Source organism: Nocardia salmonicida NBRC 13393, assembly GCF_001613085.1.
Classification (GTDB): domain Bacteria; phylum Actinomycetota; class Actinomycetes; order Mycobacteriales; family Mycobacteriaceae; genus Nocardia; species Nocardia salmonicida.
Map to the genome: position 1 here is coordinate 1 of NZ_BDBR01000038.1, position 14,744 is coordinate 14,744.

Here is a 14,744-nt window from a genome sequence, read left to right on the forward strand (position 1 = left end):
TCGTACCCGGCCAGCACCAGCGAGCCGACCGTGCCGACGTTCGTGCCGGTGCCTTCGATCCAGGCGGCCACGATCGCCTCACCGCTTCGACGCAATGGCGATTTGATCCACGACCGGCTGCGCGTGCCCGGTCGGTACACCGAGTCGGTGCGCTTGGCTATGACCCCTTCGAGACCGGCCTGCTCCGCGGCGTCGAGCAGATGGGCGGGGTCGAAATCGGTCCAGTACGGCGGCACCCGGATCCGGCCGCGCTCGATCGCAAGCTGGCGGAGGAGCTCGCGGCGCGCCAGGTAGGGCTGATCCATCGTGGAGACCCCGTCCACGGCGAGGACATCGAACACGACGAACTCGACACGGATCGCATCGAGCAGCGCCGAGGTCGGGCGGGCGTGCATGCGCCGTTGCAGACGCCCGAACGACGGAGCGCCGGTAGCGGGGTCGGGGGCGACGATCTCGCCGTCGAGCAGCAGACCATCGCCGAGTGCCGCAGTGGCCTCAGCGAGCGCTGAGACGAGATCGGGGTAGGAGTCGGTGGCTTCGCGCAAGTTCCGGCTCCAGAACCGGCAACCGGTCTCGTCGCAGCGCGCGATGGCCCGCTGTCCGTCCCACTTCATCTCATACGCCCTTCTCTGAACTACTGAGCAAGCAGAAGGATCGGGCGTTCATCGCCAAGGTCGGTGCCACTGGCCACATCGGCGAATCATGACGTGGTTCATGGGTGAATCTCGACGGCGTGGCAGCGAACCGGCTGCCCTATCGGCGAAAACCTGACGTCACGATAGGGCTTGACATCCGTCGTGACCGTTTCGAACCGCGCACTATGCGGCATGTGCGTGTGTTGCGTCCTCCTGTGCTCAAGGCCATGTAGGCGGCGAGGATGTAGTTGGGGTGGCGGTCGAGGTTGATGCGGGCCCGGTCGTAACGCATCGTTCATAGGCATGTGCCTTGAACGGCGGGAGACTCTCGTCCGGTTCCGAGCAGGCGCAGGGCCGTCCGGCGCGGTAAGGCCCTGGCAGCGGTGGCGAACAGAGTGTTCACCCTGCCGGAGATGACGGTGGGCTGTCTACGCCGGTGTAGTGCCGACAAGGCTCTGACGGCGACTTGTCCGGGAGTCTGCACGAGGCTAGCGGGTACGTCGGCACCGTTGTGCGGCTGCGATTGTGTGGCAGTCATCCCAGGGCACAAGCCCATGACGTACACGCCGCGGGCTTTGTGTTCCTGCCACAAGGATTCCGAGAGCGAGGCGACAAAGGCCTTGGTGGCGCAGTAGACGCTCAGGTTCGCCATGGGGGCGAACGCGAGGGTGGACGAGACGTTGATCAGTGCGTCACCTGGACGCGCCCCGGTCAGGAAGGTGTGAGCGAGGGCGACCAACGCGTGGCAGTTGAGGTCCACCATGGCCGTCGCGCGCTCCATCGGGACCTCGATGAACGGCCCCGCGGTCGCGGTGCCCGCATTGTTGACCAGAACGTCGAACGAGGTCTGCTGCACGGCGCGCACCACGCGCCCCAGGCCGTCCTCTGTCTCCAGGTCCGCGACGAGCGCGGCATGGCCGTGGCCGAGACCGTCGATGACCGCGTGCAAGCGGTCTTCGTTGCGCGCGACGCCGGTGACTGCATACCCGGTTGCGGCGAGCGCGTGGGCCAGCGCGCGGCCGATCCCCTCGCTCGCGCCGGTCACCAGGGCCGTCCGACGGGCCGGCGGCACAGTCACTTCTCGGCCTCCGGCCGGGTGTCCGGAGAGAGGATGAACGAAATGCGCTCCATGACGGACTTTCGCTGGGTGTTCTGGAACGCCGCGACCCGCCACCGGCCGTCTGCCTCGCGTAAGAGCGTGTACGTCTGAACTTTGGACAGCTCGCCGGGTGCGTCTCCGGTGTAGTCGTCGCCGCGGCCGGTGATGACGGCGGTATCCGGCGACAGGAAGCGGATGCCGAGGTAGGAGTTGGCCAGTTTGCTGCCCTCGAGGAATCCCCCGAAGAGGGCCTTGTGGGAGTTGACGATGTCGGCGCGGCCCTCGTAGTAGGTGGCGTAGGTGGCGTCCTCGGTGAACTGCGAGCCGTAGGCGACGGCGTCGTTGCGATCCCAGGCGTCGATCAACGACTCCAGTACACCGCACACCGCGTCGCGGTCGCCGGGCGAAGCCTGGCCGGTCGGGGTGACATTCACACACTCGTCCTGACCGGCGTTGTGCACGTCGGAGGAGGCGTCGAGCCACAGATATCCGCCGCCGCCCGCGACCGCGATCGCAAGTAGGCCGACGCCGAGTATGCGAACCCATCGTCGGCGGGGGCTTGCGGGAGACTTCCCGGCAGCCTGGTCTTTCGTTCCGTCCTGGGGTGCGGGTTTCTGGTTGGTGGTGGTCATGGGTTGCGAGTCCTTCGGTGTGGAGAGGGTGTGCCGTTCTGGGACGGATGGGTCACTTCTGCGCGGCGGGGATGGTGCCGGGGGCGGTCTTGAAGGAGATGGCTTCCATCAGCGGCTTGCGCTGGGTGTTGTGGAACGCCGCCACCCGCCACTGCCCGTCCGCCTCGCGCACGAACGCGCAGGTCTGCACTTTCGACAGCTTCGAGGACTTGGGCGCGGTCGCTCCCTTATAGGTGTCGCCGCGGGCGGTGACGAAGGCAGTGTCGGGGCCGTAGAAGCGGATACCGGCGATCTCCGAGGCGAGGTTGGTGTTCTTCAAGAATTTCGCGAACAGCGTGCGATGGCACGCCACGATGTCGGCTCTGCCGCTGTAGCAGGTCCCGACGAACGTCACGTACGTGGCGTCTTGGGTGAACAGCGCCCCGTAGGCGTCGGCGTCGTTGCGGGCCCACGCGGTGTTCATCTGGGTCATTACCGCGGTGATGGCCGCCTTGTCGTCCTGGGTGGTCATGCCGTCCTCCTCGTCGTTAAGATGAAGCAGAATCTGCACTCCGACAATATCTGCATTATTGCAACTATCAGAATAGGGGGCGTCGACACCGATGGCAACCGAGACACCTCGAGATCAGCACCAGATCTTCCGTGAGTACCTCGACGCGGTGGGCCTGCACGGCATGGCCGGCGCAGAAGCCGCCGGACTCGCACCCATCGAGTGGTACGCGGTGAGCCTGATCACCTTGGCCGGGCAGATGAGCTCGGGCGACCTGGCCGCCCGCGTAGGCCTGACCACCGGTGCCACGACCCGGCTGATCGACCGCCTCGAGAAAGCGGGCTACCTGCGCCGTACCGCGGATCCAGCCGATCGTCGGCGGGTCATCGTCGAAGCCTCAGCCGAGACCTTCCCAGACATCGAGGACGTCGTCGGTCCCGCCCGCCGACTGATCGCCGAGGTTTTAGACCGCTACACGGCCGAGCAGCGCGAGGTCCTTTTCGACTACTTCGCACACGCAACCCCTGCATACCGGGCAGCCGCCGAAGAGATCCGCGCCCGCGCCGCACGAAGCCGCCGCCCCGGCCCCAAACCCAAGGAAGCCACCGCTCCTCCAACCCCTCACGCGAGCACGTGACCACTCCCCGGCCCGTTCCACATCACAATCCACGATCGAGAGCCGGGCAATGATCTGGATGGTCCGCCAGACCGTGCCTCAGTCTCGTCTTCAATAGCGCGGCGCCAATCCCTGCCGAAAGACGGGCCTCTGGCAGCTCGTGGTGCTTGATTACCAGATGTTCGCAATACCCGCTCATCGGCAGAATTAGTGCGTTCAGCAGACGGGCCGAAGTGTCAAGACACTCCAACCGGTGACATCAGTTTCACCGATACCAACGGATCTCGCCTGCGCTGTAGACGTCACAGTTGACCGATGATCGACGTCGGATTTCACCAGCACAGCCACTACCGCAGCGCGCCGCAACAGTAGGCGTACCGCGCCGGGCCACAGTCCGATCCCTCAACGCCGTGGCGGCGGGTTGGCAGTTCAATCAGGGCCGATGGGCATCTCGGCTGACCGGGCGGCGATGTCGGGGAAGCTCGGCAGGCTCAGATGCACGGTAGCGGCGCGCGCCACACGCGCGTCGATCTGGGAGAGCTTGTCCTCGGCGGCAGCCAAACTCACAGCCAACCCATCGGCCTCGCCGATCCAGCCCGCCTGCTGCGCTTCAGCGATACGAACGGTGAGATTGTCGCGGATCTCGGCGAGCCGGTGCCGCTGAGCGGGGTCGACACGCAGTACCGGACACCGGATACAACTGTGTTCGTGCTGGCAACTCGTGCCGTAAGCGCGGCCGCAATCACCCAGGGCGAGTTTGCGGCGTTCGAAATGACCGAGGAATTCGTCCCACTCGGCCTCGGTCGGAGTGCGGTACTCCTCACCGGGGCGCAGCGCGCGGCGCCGGGCGATGAAGCCACGATGGCCTTCGATCGCTTCCTGCGGATAGATCGCCTTGTAGCCCATGGTGGTGTTGATGTCCTTGTGCCCCAACAGCAGTTGCGCGATATGCGGAGGCATTCCGTTCATGATCGCTTCGGTAGTGAAGATACGGCGTAGGTCGTGCGGTTGGAAGTACAACGGCGCCCCGGCAGCATCTTTGACACCGGTCGCTTCCAGCAGTTCGCTCAGCGCTGTGCGGATCATCCCAGCCGACACGGCACGGTTCTGCGTTCCGTTGTCCCACTGGAACAACAGTGGCGCGGGCTCGCTCCAGACGCGCTCGGCCATGTCGTAGAACGGCACCAGCGGCACACGCCCATCCGTTCCGCGCACCCGGCACACGATCGCCGAAAGCACATCGGCCAGTTCCGGCCCGACGACCAAGACCCGTTCCTCGTCGGACTTCGATGGTGCGATCTGCAGCAACGGGATGATCTCGCCGGTGCTCGGCAGCGTGTACTGGGTGATGCTGTGGTGGCTGATCTCGAGCAACTCTTCAATCCGAACACCGGTATGGCGCAGCACTTCCACACTGGCCCACGCCCAGAACGCCCGATTCTCCAACTCGCGGAGCTTGATCCTGCGACCGGCCTCGTCGTAGACGATCGGGATATCGTTGACCCCTGCACGCGTCCACGGCTTGGACCGGACATACACCTGTCCGCCGACGCTGAACCCGTCGCCCGGTGCCGCCGCCAGGGCCGCCGCCACGAAGGTCTTCGCGGCAGCGGCACGCTCCTCGGCGATACGGACCAGGGTGGGCAACATCGGAAGCCGTTCGCGTGTGCGTTGATCCATACGCGCTTTTCGGCGACGTTCCAGCTTTTTGCTACTGGTTTCAGCCGGGGTGATCGGACACGGAGCCACCCAGTACGACCACCGCGCGGGATCCGCGGCCGCCCACGACGCCAGGTCGAGATAGAACGCGCGCACCGCGGTGAGCAGGTAGATGTACTGCACCCGAGGGACCTGAATTTCGGCGACCGAGCCATCGGGCTGTCGACGGCGCACGGACCTGGTCTGGAGACGCTGTTTCCACGCCGTCGCCATCTCGCGGTCGAGGCGGAACGAGTCGATGCCTGGATGATGCTTTTCCAGGTCCGCCCAGAAGTGCCCCACCAGCGTCCGCGCGAGATCTTCGATCGACGAATAGTCCAGTGCGGGTTGGCGTTCGGAGAGATAGTCGATGAACACCGCACGTACCGCCGGGTTGGCGACGCGGTGACGGTCGACCATGTCCTCCACACTGGCTTGACCCTTACGGCGAGTAACCCAATGCAGACTCGGCGGCGAATCGGCAGAAAAGCAACCGATACCACGCAGCATCAGGTAGAAGCCGTGGCGGCTCATGCCCGGTGAGCACACGATCCTTTCGGCGATGCGTAGCTCGACGCAATCGCCCACCGTGATCTTCGAGATACCACCGGCGTTGACCAGTATCAGCGCGGTGACGTGCCAACGCGCAGTGCGGCCCTGCATCGAATCCCACATCGCCGCGTCAGTGCCTGCCTGCAACCGTGCGAACCCTCGACGGTCACGACACGGGCCCGCCCACTCCCGCCAAAACGCCGTGCGACGCTGGGCCAACAAGAACTCCAAGTCCGGGCGCACCACGTCCGCACTGAACAATCCCGCCAACCCGCAGTCCAACACCATCACCGGTTCACAATCGACGCCCCGACCGAGCAGCCAACGCCGTACCGGGGTGCTCCACTCCGATCCCAAGCGCGCCGCCCCGCTCGCATCCCAACGCTGCTGCCACGTGGTCCCCGAAAACGTGGCCAGCCAGTCCAAAAGCCATCTCGCGCCCTCCACGCCGAGCGCTTGCGTCGATTCCTGGCCGGCCAGCAGAAAGCTCGGACCGCTCAGCGTCACCAGCACCTGTCCCGCACTGTGAGTGTTCCGCGGCGGTGGTGAACGACGGGCCGGGAAACGTACGAGCAGGCGCTCAGCGACCGGCCCGGTATGCCGAGGCGCCACGACCCTCTCGGGGTCGGCGCTGGCGGGCAGCTTCGACACTCCGCGACCACTAACCGCAGCCATCACGGCCGCCTGAACAGCACATCGAGCGCGGCCGGGTTGTAGCCGGGCGCCGGAGTCGCGGGCACTCCCGCCGCACGCATGTCGGCGCGGCGGGCGAAGTGGGCCAGGGCGTGCTCGATCACCTCATCCTCGCTCGGCGTGAGGTACAGCTGGGTCGTGGTCAAGGAGACGTGGCCGAGGATCGCCTGCACGTCGAACAACGGCAACTCCGGGTCGCTGGCCATCCGGTACGCCGCCGTGTGACGCAGATCGTGCAGAGTCCAATTCGACCCGAGCAACACCTGTGCCCGCATAAACATTGCTCGCGCCGCAGGGTACGACAGCCGCCGCCACGGTTGCCGCAACGTGAACCACAACGGAAACCCCCGCCCCCGCGGCGCACCGCGACGCCACAGCTCTTCTTGATAGATCCGCAACCACACGAACGCATCCGTCGAGGCCGGAACACGCTGCACCGCACCAGAACCCTTACGCGTCACCGCAATCACCTGCTGACCAACATCCGGGCCGTCTTGCCCGCACGACAACAGTTCCTCTGCACGCACACCCGTAGACACCCAGAACGCCAACAACGCACGATCACGGGACGACCGCAACCCCGCGAACACGCCGTTGAATTGCTCGTCCGGAATCCTCCGCGGAATCCGCTTAGGCACCACCGGGCGGTAGCGGCCCACGCGTTCGTTCCCGAACCCATCGGACGGATCGTGGTGCGCGTGCACGCGCCCAGCACGGCGCGCCCGATCCAGCGGAAATGGATTGACCAGCGGCCCGCACCCGATGCCCAACTGGAACTCGTAGAACGAACGCAACACGGTCTCCGCGTGAGCACGCGTGGCCGCCGAAAATTTCACGCCCTGACCAGGCTTACCAGTGACCGGATTCCGGACCGCCGACTCTGTTGTCTCCGTACCCTTCTCGCCCCGACCAGCCGCCCCCGCTCCGCCACCGCGATGCCGCCAATGTGGGCGAACCGGCTTGTCGGCGATCTTCATCCACCGCGCAAAATCGCGCCCATCCGCTGGCATCGCCCGGTCCCATTCCACCCCCAGCACAGTCAGGAAACGCCACCACCGCAACAGATCCAGCCCATAGGACCGGATCGTCGACACCGAGCGATCCGAGGCCTGCAACTCCGCGAAGAATCGTGTGGCAGAAGACACCACTTCACCATCCGCACCCACTAGGCGATACGGCTCCCATACCGAATTCGTCCGCTCCAACCGGCCGACCACAGGCAGCACCAGCACTTCGAGGTCCCTGGGCCTCTCGTCATCGCGCATGGCGGCAGAAGCTATCAGCGAATCACGCTGACCTGCAATAACTACGACGCTAGTTCAGTTAACACGCCAGATGGGGGACGCAGAAGGCAGGGTTCCCGGCGATGCCAGCATCGGCGCAGGTACGCGCACCACTCCCCGAGCGTACGTCTGGCAAACACCGCCAAGGGTTCGGCGCGGCGGAGAAAACCGTGCGGTACTATTTCGAACATGCGTTCGAGGCCGGAGGATGGCGATCCGATGGACGGACCAGCGCCGACATCCGACGGGCGTGTCCGGCGGGTCGATCCCGCCATGGCCCGGACCGAGGGCACCGAGCCGGAGCTGCGGTATCCGGACGCGACGGGGCATTTCGCCCGAACCGCGGTGCGAGCGCCGCGGCCGGTATGGGTGCGTCTGGATGCGGTGCTGATCCGGGATCCGGGCACGCCGTGCCATGTCAATGGGGCAGGGCTGGACATGCGCGGCGAGCGCCCGGGGTGGTTGAGTCATTGGGTGCCCAGCGTCGACGGCTGGTGGATGGGGCGAGTCACCTACTCGATCGCCTACGCCGACGGGCGCCGGGTGCCCCTGACTCTGACCGATCAGCTCATCCCGGCCTACGCGCTGCGACCCCGCCGCGACGTGGCCACAAACCGCGAGCATCCTCGCCGGGCGACGTAGGCCGCGGTCGGGTCGAGTTGGATGGCAACGAGTTCCGGCCGAGCCCAGGGCTTCCTCCCGACGCTTGTCCAGCCCTGCACTGGACCGAACGCATCGACGCGAACCATCCAACGGATCGCCGTCGGCCCGTGCGGCCACATGGCAGTCTTTGTCCATGGGGAAGCCAACACTGCTCGTCGATGTCATGGGGTTTCCGCACATCTGCAAAAAGTGCGGAACCGAGCAGCAGTGGGTGTGGGCGGTTGAAGCGCGCGCGCTCGGACGAAATGGCATGGTCGAAGCGATAGCGACAGATCAAGAGCTTCCGGTGCACATCGCGCGGAGCGTCCTGACGGCAGCCGGCCGACCCGACGTTGCGGCGCTGCTGGGGGATCGGTGTGAGCGTGGGAGCAGCTTCAATCCGAATATCTGTTCGCACTGCGGGCACCGGGAATCGTGGCATTCACTGGAAAGCGTTGTCGTTGCGGGCGCCCATGCCCCACGCGCACCGATCGCCAGTGCGCCCCATCCTGTCCCGGAATGGCGTCAGCTCATGGCATCGCTGCGCAACTACGAATGCTGGTACATCGGCCGGTGAAGACATCGGCTGGCCGAGCGACTCGGACTTCTGGTGGAGGGCGAGGATGGCTGTGGCGCTCTCACTGGAACAGGCCGGTCTTGTTGCGCGGCACCCTTAGTCCTGACGACGAGCTCGGCCCGTCACGGTCGGGCCGATGCCTGCTCGACGCGAGTGCGGGGGCACGCCGGGGCGACAGCTGCTCGCCGGGAGCTCGTGGTTGGGTCCATCGCCAGGTAGCAGCGGCGGCACACCGGCAGCAGCTGATCCTCGTCGGCTACTTCCAGACCGGTGCCGTCAGCAACCTCGAGTCGGATGAACAGCCCCTCGTGGGCGCGCTGATCACAGCCACCGCGGCCGCGATGGCTGTGATAGATACCGCACAGGCACCGGCATCCGCCCGCATGCTGGGTCCACAGCATCAGGGTCGGGATCCTCACCGTCAGCACGTGGTAGGCGCTCATATTGCTCCAGCGTAGCGACGAGGGGTGACCTCGTTCCGATTGTCGTTGTGGGCCTGCGCATTCACCCGCGACAGGCACGGCCTGCCGGTCAACGAGGCCCTGCGATTGCAGGGCCTGGTTGACCGGGCTTGTTCAGCTGGCGAGTTTGGCGCGCGCGTTCGCGAACCAGTCCGCGGTTCGAGCGAAGTCGGCTGCTTCGTCGGTAGAGCCGTCCTTGTGGCCGAATAGGTCGTAGGCCCAGCGGCGCAGCACGTCGCGCTGGGTCTCGCCCATCTCGGCCAGGACCGTGTGGTCGTCGAGTAGCAGGGCCACTCCGACCGTTTCGCCGGTGCTCCACACGTACTGGTAGTCGGCCCATCCCTTGCTCTTGATGGTGCGCGCCCGCGCGAGAAGATCGCGCCGCTTCTGGTCGCGCTTCTCTTCGCTCGGCGGATAGAACTGGTCCCAGTCGATCGCCATGATTCAGTGTCTCCCGTTCACCGGCGGTTGCGCAGGCTGGTGGCCCCGCCCCGCAGCTGGTGTTCCAGATCGCGGATCTCATCCGTGATGGACTCGAGCCGGGCCCGGACCGCCGTGCGGGCATCGGCGGCCTCGTCGGTCAGCGGCTTGCTGTCCGACCAGTCCGACCGCAGCCAGTCGCGGACATCGGACAGCGCGAGCGCGGCTTTGTCGGCGGCGTTTGCCGCGTTGGTGAAGATGGTCTCCTGTGTCGGCAGAGTGCTCATTCGGATCGTGCCTCTCCGGTTGTGGTGGTCTCACCGAGCAGGCCGGCGAGGAAGTCGTTGTTGCGGTGCAGCGCGGGGGATTCTGTGATGGCGTAGAACTCGTCGACTCCGGCGCAGATCGCGACGGCTTCCAGGACACGGCGGGCGTGGGCGTGGCCGAGTCCACTCAGCGTCGCGGACAGATCGACCGGCTCCCCGTGAGCCATGCTGGCGGCCAGGCGCACGAGCCGCTCCGCGCCGCCGTGCAGGTACAGGAGGTTCTGGAGCTTCCCCAGGCCGTGCCAGTCGCGGATCCACGCGGCGGGCACGGACCGTCCGTCGAGGTCGACGTCCTCGATCTCCAGGTAGGGAGCGAGATCGGCCCGGCCAGGCAGGTCGGTGAAGGTGAGGAGATGAATCGCGGCCTGCTGGAACGGCGAATCCGATGCTCGGGCACCGGTTTCCAGCAGGGCGGCGACTTCCTCGGCGGTGTGAGTGGTCACGGCGGTCTCCTAGTCTTCGTCCTGGTAGAGGGGGCTGATCTTGCTGTGGGCGGCGCGCAGTGCGGTTGTGGCCGCGTCGAGGTGCTGCGCGGCGGTGCGTAGCACCTCGCTGAGTTCGTAGGCGGTGGTGGAGGCGTGGGCGCGACTGATTTGGGCGGTGTCACCGCGGTGATCGGCGTGGCGCAGGGTGGGGTCGATGGCAAGGTCGTCTGCCCATGTCGCCAGGTTCGCCACGAGTTCCTGCTCCGACAGCGAGGCGGCAGCGAGGCCACCAATCAGGTCGTAGCCAGCACCCGCATAGGGCAGCGAATGCTCGTCGCGCGACGGGCCGACGCAGGTAGCGGTCGCCAGGCTGCGCATGATCTCGCGCACGGCGGCCGCGGCGGTGGCGAGGTCGTCGGGGTCGAGCAGAGCGTTGTAGTCGTCGTTGGGCCACATTTCGCGGACCGCGTCGACTCGGTCGATGGTCTTCTTGGGCATCGTGGTGTCCCCCTTGATAGTCAGGATGTCGGATATCGGTGGTCGAGTGTGGTCACTGCTTAGCGGGTTCCTCGACCCACAGCCAGGTTTCGGGGTCGCTGAAAGCGATCTCGGCGTCGGTGCGGGTGAGGCGGGTGGTGCCCGAGGCCAGCTCGAGTCCGGCGTCGTAGACCACCGGCACGACCTTGGCGGCTACGCGCGCGGCTGCGGCTGCGCGGCCGGGGGTGCCCGGTTCTCCGCCGTCGTCGAGGTTGTTGTCTTCGTGGTGCAGCGTGAGCCCGCGCCGTGGCTTGCTGACGGTGAGAAGCCAGACCTCTTCGGTGTCGTCGGAGGTGAGGACGGCGACCCCGGCATCGGCGAGGAGCTGGTTGAGCTTGTCCCTGCGGTCGATGAGGGCCAGCATCGACAGCACTGTCGGTCGGGAGAGCACGGTCACACGGCGCGCGACCTCGTTGCGGGAAATGTTGCACTCCAGTGCGTAGGTCATCGCGTCCACCAGCCCGCCATCGGCGGAAATCCACTGCTCCACCGCGTGGTCCAGCTGTTCCAGTGCCTTCTCGCGGTCGATATCGGTCGCCATACCGAGCACTGTACCGGTAAAAAGTTTGACCAGTAAAGAGTTTGACCGGTTAGCGCATGAAGATCCTTGGGCGTACCGGGCGGTCTGGAATACCTCGTAGGCTGACCCCGTGGATCGAATCGTCGTCGAGCAGGTCGCCGAGGCTCCCGTAGGGCTGCGGGAGTTGCTGGAGGAGCTTGACGCGCTGCATCAGCTGCGTGACAGCCGATTCTCCACGCCGGACCGGCTCACCGGCACCGATCCCCACCGCACGAGGTTCGTGGCAGTCCAAGACGGCGCGCTCGTCGGGTTCTTGTCGGGCCGACCGCGACTCGGCCACATCGCGAATATCGGTGTGCGGAATGAGGGCGTCGGCATCGGCACCGCCCTGCTCGACACATTCCTGACCCGGGCCCAAACCCTGGGCGCCACCGAGGCCACCGTGGTGATCGACAGCGAGCCGACGGGGCGGTGGCGGCGCCGGCGGTTCTTCGAGGCCCGCCAGTTCCAGCCGTCGCAGGGCAGCGCGCTGCACTACCACCGCCCGCTGGTGCCGTAGCGCCACCGACCGGCCGCCGCTACATGCCTGCGACCGTCATCGGACCTGGGCAAGCGCGCGCAGAACAGTGGCGCGGTGATGGAGCTGCTCGATGCGCTTGGCGTCGTCGTCGGTGTCGACGGCCTTGCCATAGACCCGCGATGCCATGTAATCGTCCTGGTCTGCCAGTTCCCGAAGCTGTGACCCGGTGAGGGACTCCGCCCGGATCGCGGCCTGCCGTTCGACAGCGGCGAACTCCGCTGGCGTCGACAGCGTCCGGGTGCCGTCGTGCTGGGTATGGAGTTTGGCCTCGTAGCGGGCGTTCTCGCCGCGCGCGGTGTCCCAGGCGGCGGCCAGTTCCTGCGCGCCGCGCCGCAGGGCCGCGGCCTGCAAGGCGGTGTGATCGTCGGCGAGCTCGTAGGCGTCGTAGTCGGCCCACAGCGCCTCAGCCTCTTTGCCGTAGATGTGCTCGGCGGGGTGGACCCAATAGCCGTCGGTCGCCGAGACGAATCCGTCGTCGGGTTCGACCGCGACGAGCTCACCGACACCGCGACCGGACCGGTCGACGACGGTCGCGGCCAGCTGCTCGCCGCGCCGTCGCGCCGAGGCTTCGTCGGGGCCGGCCAGGACGGTGGTGGAGCGCTGTGCGCGCCAGATCCGCAGCGGGGTGTCGGCAGGCACTACCTGCAGGGCGCCGTCCGGGCCGGTGATCGCGGACTCGAGCCGGGTCGCCGCCCGTTCGAGGGCGGCGACGTAGTTGAGGATGTGCGCGGTTTCGCGCGCACCGTAGAGCCGACTCGGTTGATCACGCAGTGCCCACGCCGCCGCTGGGTAGTCGGCGAGGAGACGTCCACGCTGCTCCGCGGTCAGGTCAGCGGTGGGGACTTCGGCGACGGTGCCGTGTTCGGCCAGCGGGGTCGGCTTGGCCAGACTCAGATCCCATGCCTGGCAGGCGATCCCGGGCGCGTAGTGGTAGAGCGCGCGCAGGTAGTAGTCGAGGCGGATACGGGCGTCGGCCGCGTCGATGGCGGCCGCCCAGATATCGACATAGACCGTCCAGAACCGCACGGGCCGGCCCGCGCGCCGCTGTTCCCACTTCTCGACCGCCTCAGCCGCCTGGCGTGCACGGCGCGCCTCGAAGCTCCAGTCGTCGGTCGCGATCGTCTGCACGCGGGCGCGGGCATCGTGGATCATCCGGCCCGCGACTTCGGGGGTTGCGCCGGTCAATCGCATCCGGTCCTGGATGGCGGGGTTACCCGCACCGCGGGGATCGGTGTAGTGCGCGGCGGTGTAGGAACCGCCCTCGTGCGCGGCGCGGGCCCGGTTGGCGCGCTTGCGTGCTCTGTTCGCTGTCATGGTCTGCTCCCACCTCACGGCGACGACCCCACACCTCGCCGCCTGGGGACCACAGGTCACAGACGGACGAACAAGGCTGTTGATCAGGCGCGAGTCCGAGACCCTTCGGTCCTCGTCGCCGGACCAGCGTGGGTGGTCAGGCTCGGAGTCAGGCCAGCGCGGCGGCCACATCCGACGATAGACGTAGGGGCCGACAACAACTCGCATCCGCCCGGCTCTCGTGCGGTGGGCTATTGGCCTTCCACGATGCTCGGCCGAGGCGCGGGCAGCGGTGCTGTGCCTACGTCGAGGCCGATCCACAGCGCGCAGACGAAGACGAGCGGCAGGATCGACGCCCCCACGACCAGCAGTTCGGTGCGGGTGAGCGGTACGTCGCGGAGGTGGTGGCGCACTATCGCGCGCAGGCAGAAATACAGGAAGAACCCCGCGGTCAGGATGAGCAGCAGCTGGAAGGTACCGGTCACGATCTCGGTGAAAGTCATGGCACGGACCGTATTCGGCGCCTTCTCCAGGTCTGCCCGATCTGGCGTGACCGCGCGGTGCGGCTCCCCTGGGATCGAGAAGCTGTCGGCGCCGTGACCGACGCGGCGAGCAATACTAGCTAATTATTGGCGAATCATCTTGTGACCGAACAGCAACCCGATTCAGGCGAGATGGTGCGGACATCCCGATACTGTCGGCTACAGCTAGCAAATCCCCCCTGCTGGCTGTAGCTCACAGTCCGATCTCCCCCCAATCGGCTCGGTGAGCCCAGATGCCGCTCCGCTCCACCCCCCCCAGAGCCGGGCGGCATCTTCATGTCGGCGAGCCCGGCGGCAATCCGCGCAACGGCAGCGCCTGTGACGGTAGGCCTGCTCAGTTCCGTGCGCGAGGTCGGGATCGCGGCCGGGCCGAATTCTCCGTCTGTGATGTCGGTGCCCGATCGTATGGTGGTCGAGTGACCGACATAGCTCCGCTCGCCGCTTCAACTCGCGCGGTGTTCGGCGCCCCAGGCGTGCACGCCGTCGTGCGGTCTGGACGGACGGTGCATGCGGTCCACCTCGGGCAATGGGTCGGGGACGAGGAAGTGCCCGAGCTGCTCTGTCACACGGGCGTCGCGGGGTGGTCGCCGACAGCGCTGGCGCCGACTCGGGCCGACGTCACCTGCGCTCGATGCCTGCGCCGACTCGGCCGGTCCACCACGGAGCCTCGGCAGCTTCAGCTGTTCGGTGACGAGGAGCGAGCCACACTCGACATCGAGTGAA

The 14,744-nt window shown here is 66.8% G+C and carries 19 protein-coding genes; 5 read left to right on the plus strand and 14 right to left on the minus strand.

Going from position 1 to position 14,744, the window contains the following annotated elements:
• The 4 genes from NS1_RS29590 to NS1_RS29605 form a co-directional block, all read right to left on the minus strand.
• A partial coding sequence (locus NS1_RS29590) for an ATP-dependent DNA ligase (RefSeq protein WP_303753129.1) occupies window positions 1–614 on the minus strand: 614 nt, incomplete at its 3' end.
• A gap of 316 nt (window positions 615–930) precedes the next feature.
• Window positions 931–1,713 carry an SDR family NAD(P)-dependent oxidoreductase gene (locus NS1_RS29595; protein WP_062989754.1) on the minus strand — a complete coding sequence of 261 codons (783 nt, stop codon included), beginning with the start codon at window positions 1,711–1,713 and terminating at the stop codon, window positions 931–933.
• Window positions 1,710–2,366, minus strand: a complete 657-nt coding sequence (locus NS1_RS29600; protein ID WP_084504632.1) for an SgcJ/EcaC family oxidoreductase — start codon at window positions 2,364–2,366, stop codon at window positions 1,710–1,712. Before NS1_RS29600 ends, NS1_RS29595 begins: the two co-directional genes overlap by 4 nt.
• 52 nt (window positions 2,367–2,418) lie before the next feature.
• A complete protein-coding gene (locus NS1_RS29605; RefSeq protein ID WP_062989856.1) occupies window positions 2,419–2,877 on the minus strand; it encodes an SgcJ/EcaC family oxidoreductase in 459 nt (152 codons plus the stop codon).
• 91 nt (window positions 2,878–2,968) lie between these two features.
• Here NS1_RS29605 and NS1_RS29610 point away from each other — a divergent pair, with 91 nt between their 5' ends.
• The gene (locus NS1_RS29610; protein WP_062989756.1) at window positions 2,969–3,493 is read left to right on the plus strand and encodes a MarR family winged helix-turn-helix transcriptional regulator; all 525 of its coding nucleotides are present in this window, start codon (window positions 2,969–2,971) and stop codon (window positions 3,491–3,493) included.
• 408 nt (window positions 3,494–3,901) lie between these two features.
• Here the strand turns inward: NS1_RS29610 and NS1_RS29615 are convergent, their stop codons facing one another.
• Both NS1_RS29615 and NS1_RS29620 read right to left on the minus strand, forming a co-directional pair.
• Complete coding sequence (locus tag NS1_RS29615; protein ID WP_255284747.1) at window positions 3,902–6,229, minus strand: tyrosine-type recombinase/integrase; 2,328 nt, start codon at window positions 6,227–6,229, stop codon at window positions 3,902–3,904.
• 167 nt (window positions 6,230–6,396) lie between these two features.
• Window positions 6,397–7,560: a tyrosine-type recombinase/integrase gene (locus NS1_RS29620; RefSeq protein WP_255284748.1), complete on the minus strand. Its 1,164-nt coding sequence runs from the start codon at window positions 7,558–7,560 to the stop codon at window positions 6,397–6,399.
• A 327-nt stretch (window positions 7,561–7,887) separates the two neighbouring features.
• Here NS1_RS29620 and NS1_RS29625 point away from each other — a divergent pair, with 327 nt between their 5' ends.
• Complete coding sequence (locus tag NS1_RS29625) at window positions 7,888–8,340, plus strand: hypothetical protein (protein ID WP_255284749.1); 453 nt, start codon at window positions 7,888–7,890, stop codon at window positions 8,338–8,340.
• A 154-nt stretch (window positions 8,341–8,494) separates the two neighbouring features.
• Window positions 8,495–8,917, plus strand: a complete 423-nt coding sequence (locus NS1_RS40385; RefSeq protein ID WP_157125450.1) for a hypothetical protein — start codon at window positions 8,495–8,497, stop codon at window positions 8,915–8,917.
• A 122-nt stretch (window positions 8,918–9,039) separates the two neighbouring features.
• Here the strand turns inward: NS1_RS40385 and NS1_RS29630 are convergent, their stop codons facing one another.
• The 6 genes from NS1_RS29630 to NS1_RS29655 all read right to left on the minus strand — a co-directional run bounded on the left by NS1_RS29630 (window position 9,040) and on the right by NS1_RS29655 (window position 11,627).
• Window positions 9,040–9,360 (minus strand): DUF6372 family protein, encoded by a 321-nt coding sequence (locus tag NS1_RS29630; RefSeq protein ID WP_062989762.1) that lies wholly within the window; start codon window positions 9,358–9,360, stop codon window positions 9,040–9,042.
• 132 nt (window positions 9,361–9,492) lie between these two features.
• Complete coding sequence (locus NS1_RS29635) at window positions 9,493–9,819, minus strand: hypothetical protein (RefSeq protein WP_062989764.1); 327 nt, start codon at window positions 9,817–9,819, stop codon at window positions 9,493–9,495.
• 17 nt (window positions 9,820–9,836) lie between these two features.
• Window positions 9,837–10,085: a hypothetical protein gene (locus NS1_RS29640; protein WP_062989766.1), complete on the minus strand. Its 249-nt coding sequence runs from the start codon at window positions 10,083–10,085 to the stop codon at window positions 9,837–9,839.
• Complete coding sequence (locus tag NS1_RS29645; protein ID WP_062989768.1) at window positions 10,082–10,567, minus strand: hypothetical protein; 486 nt, start codon at window positions 10,565–10,567, stop codon at window positions 10,082–10,084. Before NS1_RS29645 ends, NS1_RS29640 begins: the two co-directional genes overlap by 4 nt.
• Window positions 10,568–10,576: 9 nt before the next feature.
• On the minus strand, window positions 10,577–11,047 hold the full coding sequence (locus tag NS1_RS29650) for a hypothetical protein (RefSeq protein WP_062989770.1): 471 nt from the start codon (window positions 11,045–11,047) through the stop codon (window positions 10,577–10,579).
• A 52-nt stretch (window positions 11,048–11,099) separates the two neighbouring features.
• Window positions 11,100–11,627, minus strand: coding sequence for a hypothetical protein (locus tag NS1_RS29655; protein ID WP_062989772.1), 528 nt, complete (start codon window positions 11,625–11,627; stop codon window positions 11,100–11,102).
• 109 nt (window positions 11,628–11,736) lie between these two features.
• Here NS1_RS29655 and NS1_RS29660 point away from each other — a divergent pair, with 109 nt between their 5' ends.
• Window positions 11,737–12,165 (plus strand): GNAT family N-acetyltransferase, encoded by a 429-nt coding sequence (locus NS1_RS29660; protein WP_062989774.1) that lies wholly within the window; start codon window positions 11,737–11,739, stop codon window positions 12,163–12,165.
• A gap of 36 nt (window positions 12,166–12,201) precedes the next feature.
• Here NS1_RS29660 and NS1_RS29665 read toward each other — a convergent pair whose 3' ends face one another.
• Window positions 12,202–13,500: a hypothetical protein gene (locus NS1_RS29665; RefSeq protein ID WP_062989776.1), complete on the minus strand. Its 1,299-nt coding sequence runs from the start codon at window positions 13,498–13,500 to the stop codon at window positions 12,202–12,204.
• Window positions 13,501–13,730: 230 nt separating this feature from the next.
• On the minus strand, window positions 13,731–13,982 hold the full coding sequence (locus NS1_RS29670) for a hypothetical protein (protein WP_062989778.1): 252 nt from the start codon (window positions 13,980–13,982) through the stop codon (window positions 13,731–13,733).
• Between the two features lie 455 nt (window positions 13,983–14,437).
• On the opposite strand from NS1_RS29670, the gene NS1_RS29675 reads away from it, so the two are divergent.
• Window positions 14,438–14,743, plus strand: a complete 306-nt coding sequence (locus tag NS1_RS29675) for a hypothetical protein (RefSeq protein WP_157125451.1) — start codon at window positions 14,438–14,440, stop codon at window positions 14,741–14,743.
• Window position 14,744: the final 1 nt, after the last annotated feature.

Coding starts and splice junctions, on each gene's coding strand:
- NS1_RS40385 (WP_157125450.1), top strand. CDS start 8,495: ATGGGGAAGCCAACACTGCTCGTCGATGTCATGGGGTTTCCGCACATC.
- NS1_RS29605 (WP_062989856.1), bottom strand. CDS start 2,877: ATGACCACCCAGGACGACAAGGCGGCCATCACCGCGGTAATGACCCAG.
- NS1_RS29630 (WP_062989762.1), bottom strand. CDS start 9,360: ATGAGCGCCTACCACGTGCTGACGGTGAGGATCCCGACCCTGATGCTG.
- NS1_RS29670 (WP_062989778.1), bottom strand. CDS start 13,982: ATGACTTTCACCGAGATCGTGACCGGTACCTTCCAGCTGCTGCTCATC.
- NS1_RS29610 (WP_062989756.1), top strand. CDS start 2,969: ATGGCAACCGAGACACCTCGAGATCAGCACCAGATCTTCCGTGAGTAC.
- NS1_RS29625 (WP_255284749.1), top strand. CDS start 7,888: ATGCGTTCGAGGCCGGAGGATGGCGATCCGATGGACGGACCAGCGCCG.
- NS1_RS29640 (WP_062989766.1), bottom strand. CDS start 10,085: ATGAGCACTCTGCCGACACAGGAGACCATCTTCACCAACGCGGCAAAC.
- NS1_RS29665 (WP_062989776.1), bottom strand. CDS start 13,500: ATGACAGCGAACAGAGCACGCAAGCGCGCCAACCGGGCCCGCGCCGCG.
- NS1_RS29650 (WP_062989770.1), bottom strand. CDS start 11,047: ATGCCCAAGAAGACCATCGACCGAGTCGACGCGGTCCGCGAAATGTGG.
- NS1_RS29600 (WP_084504632.1), bottom strand. CDS start 2,366: ATGACCACCACCAACCAGAAACCCGCACCCCAGGACGGAACGAAAGAC.
- NS1_RS29635 (WP_062989764.1), bottom strand. CDS start 9,819: ATGGCGATCGACTGGGACCAGTTCTATCCGCCGAGCGAAGAGAAGCGC.
- NS1_RS29655 (WP_062989772.1), bottom strand. CDS start 11,627: ATGGCGACCGATATCGACCGCGAGAAGGCACTGGAACAGCTGGACCAC.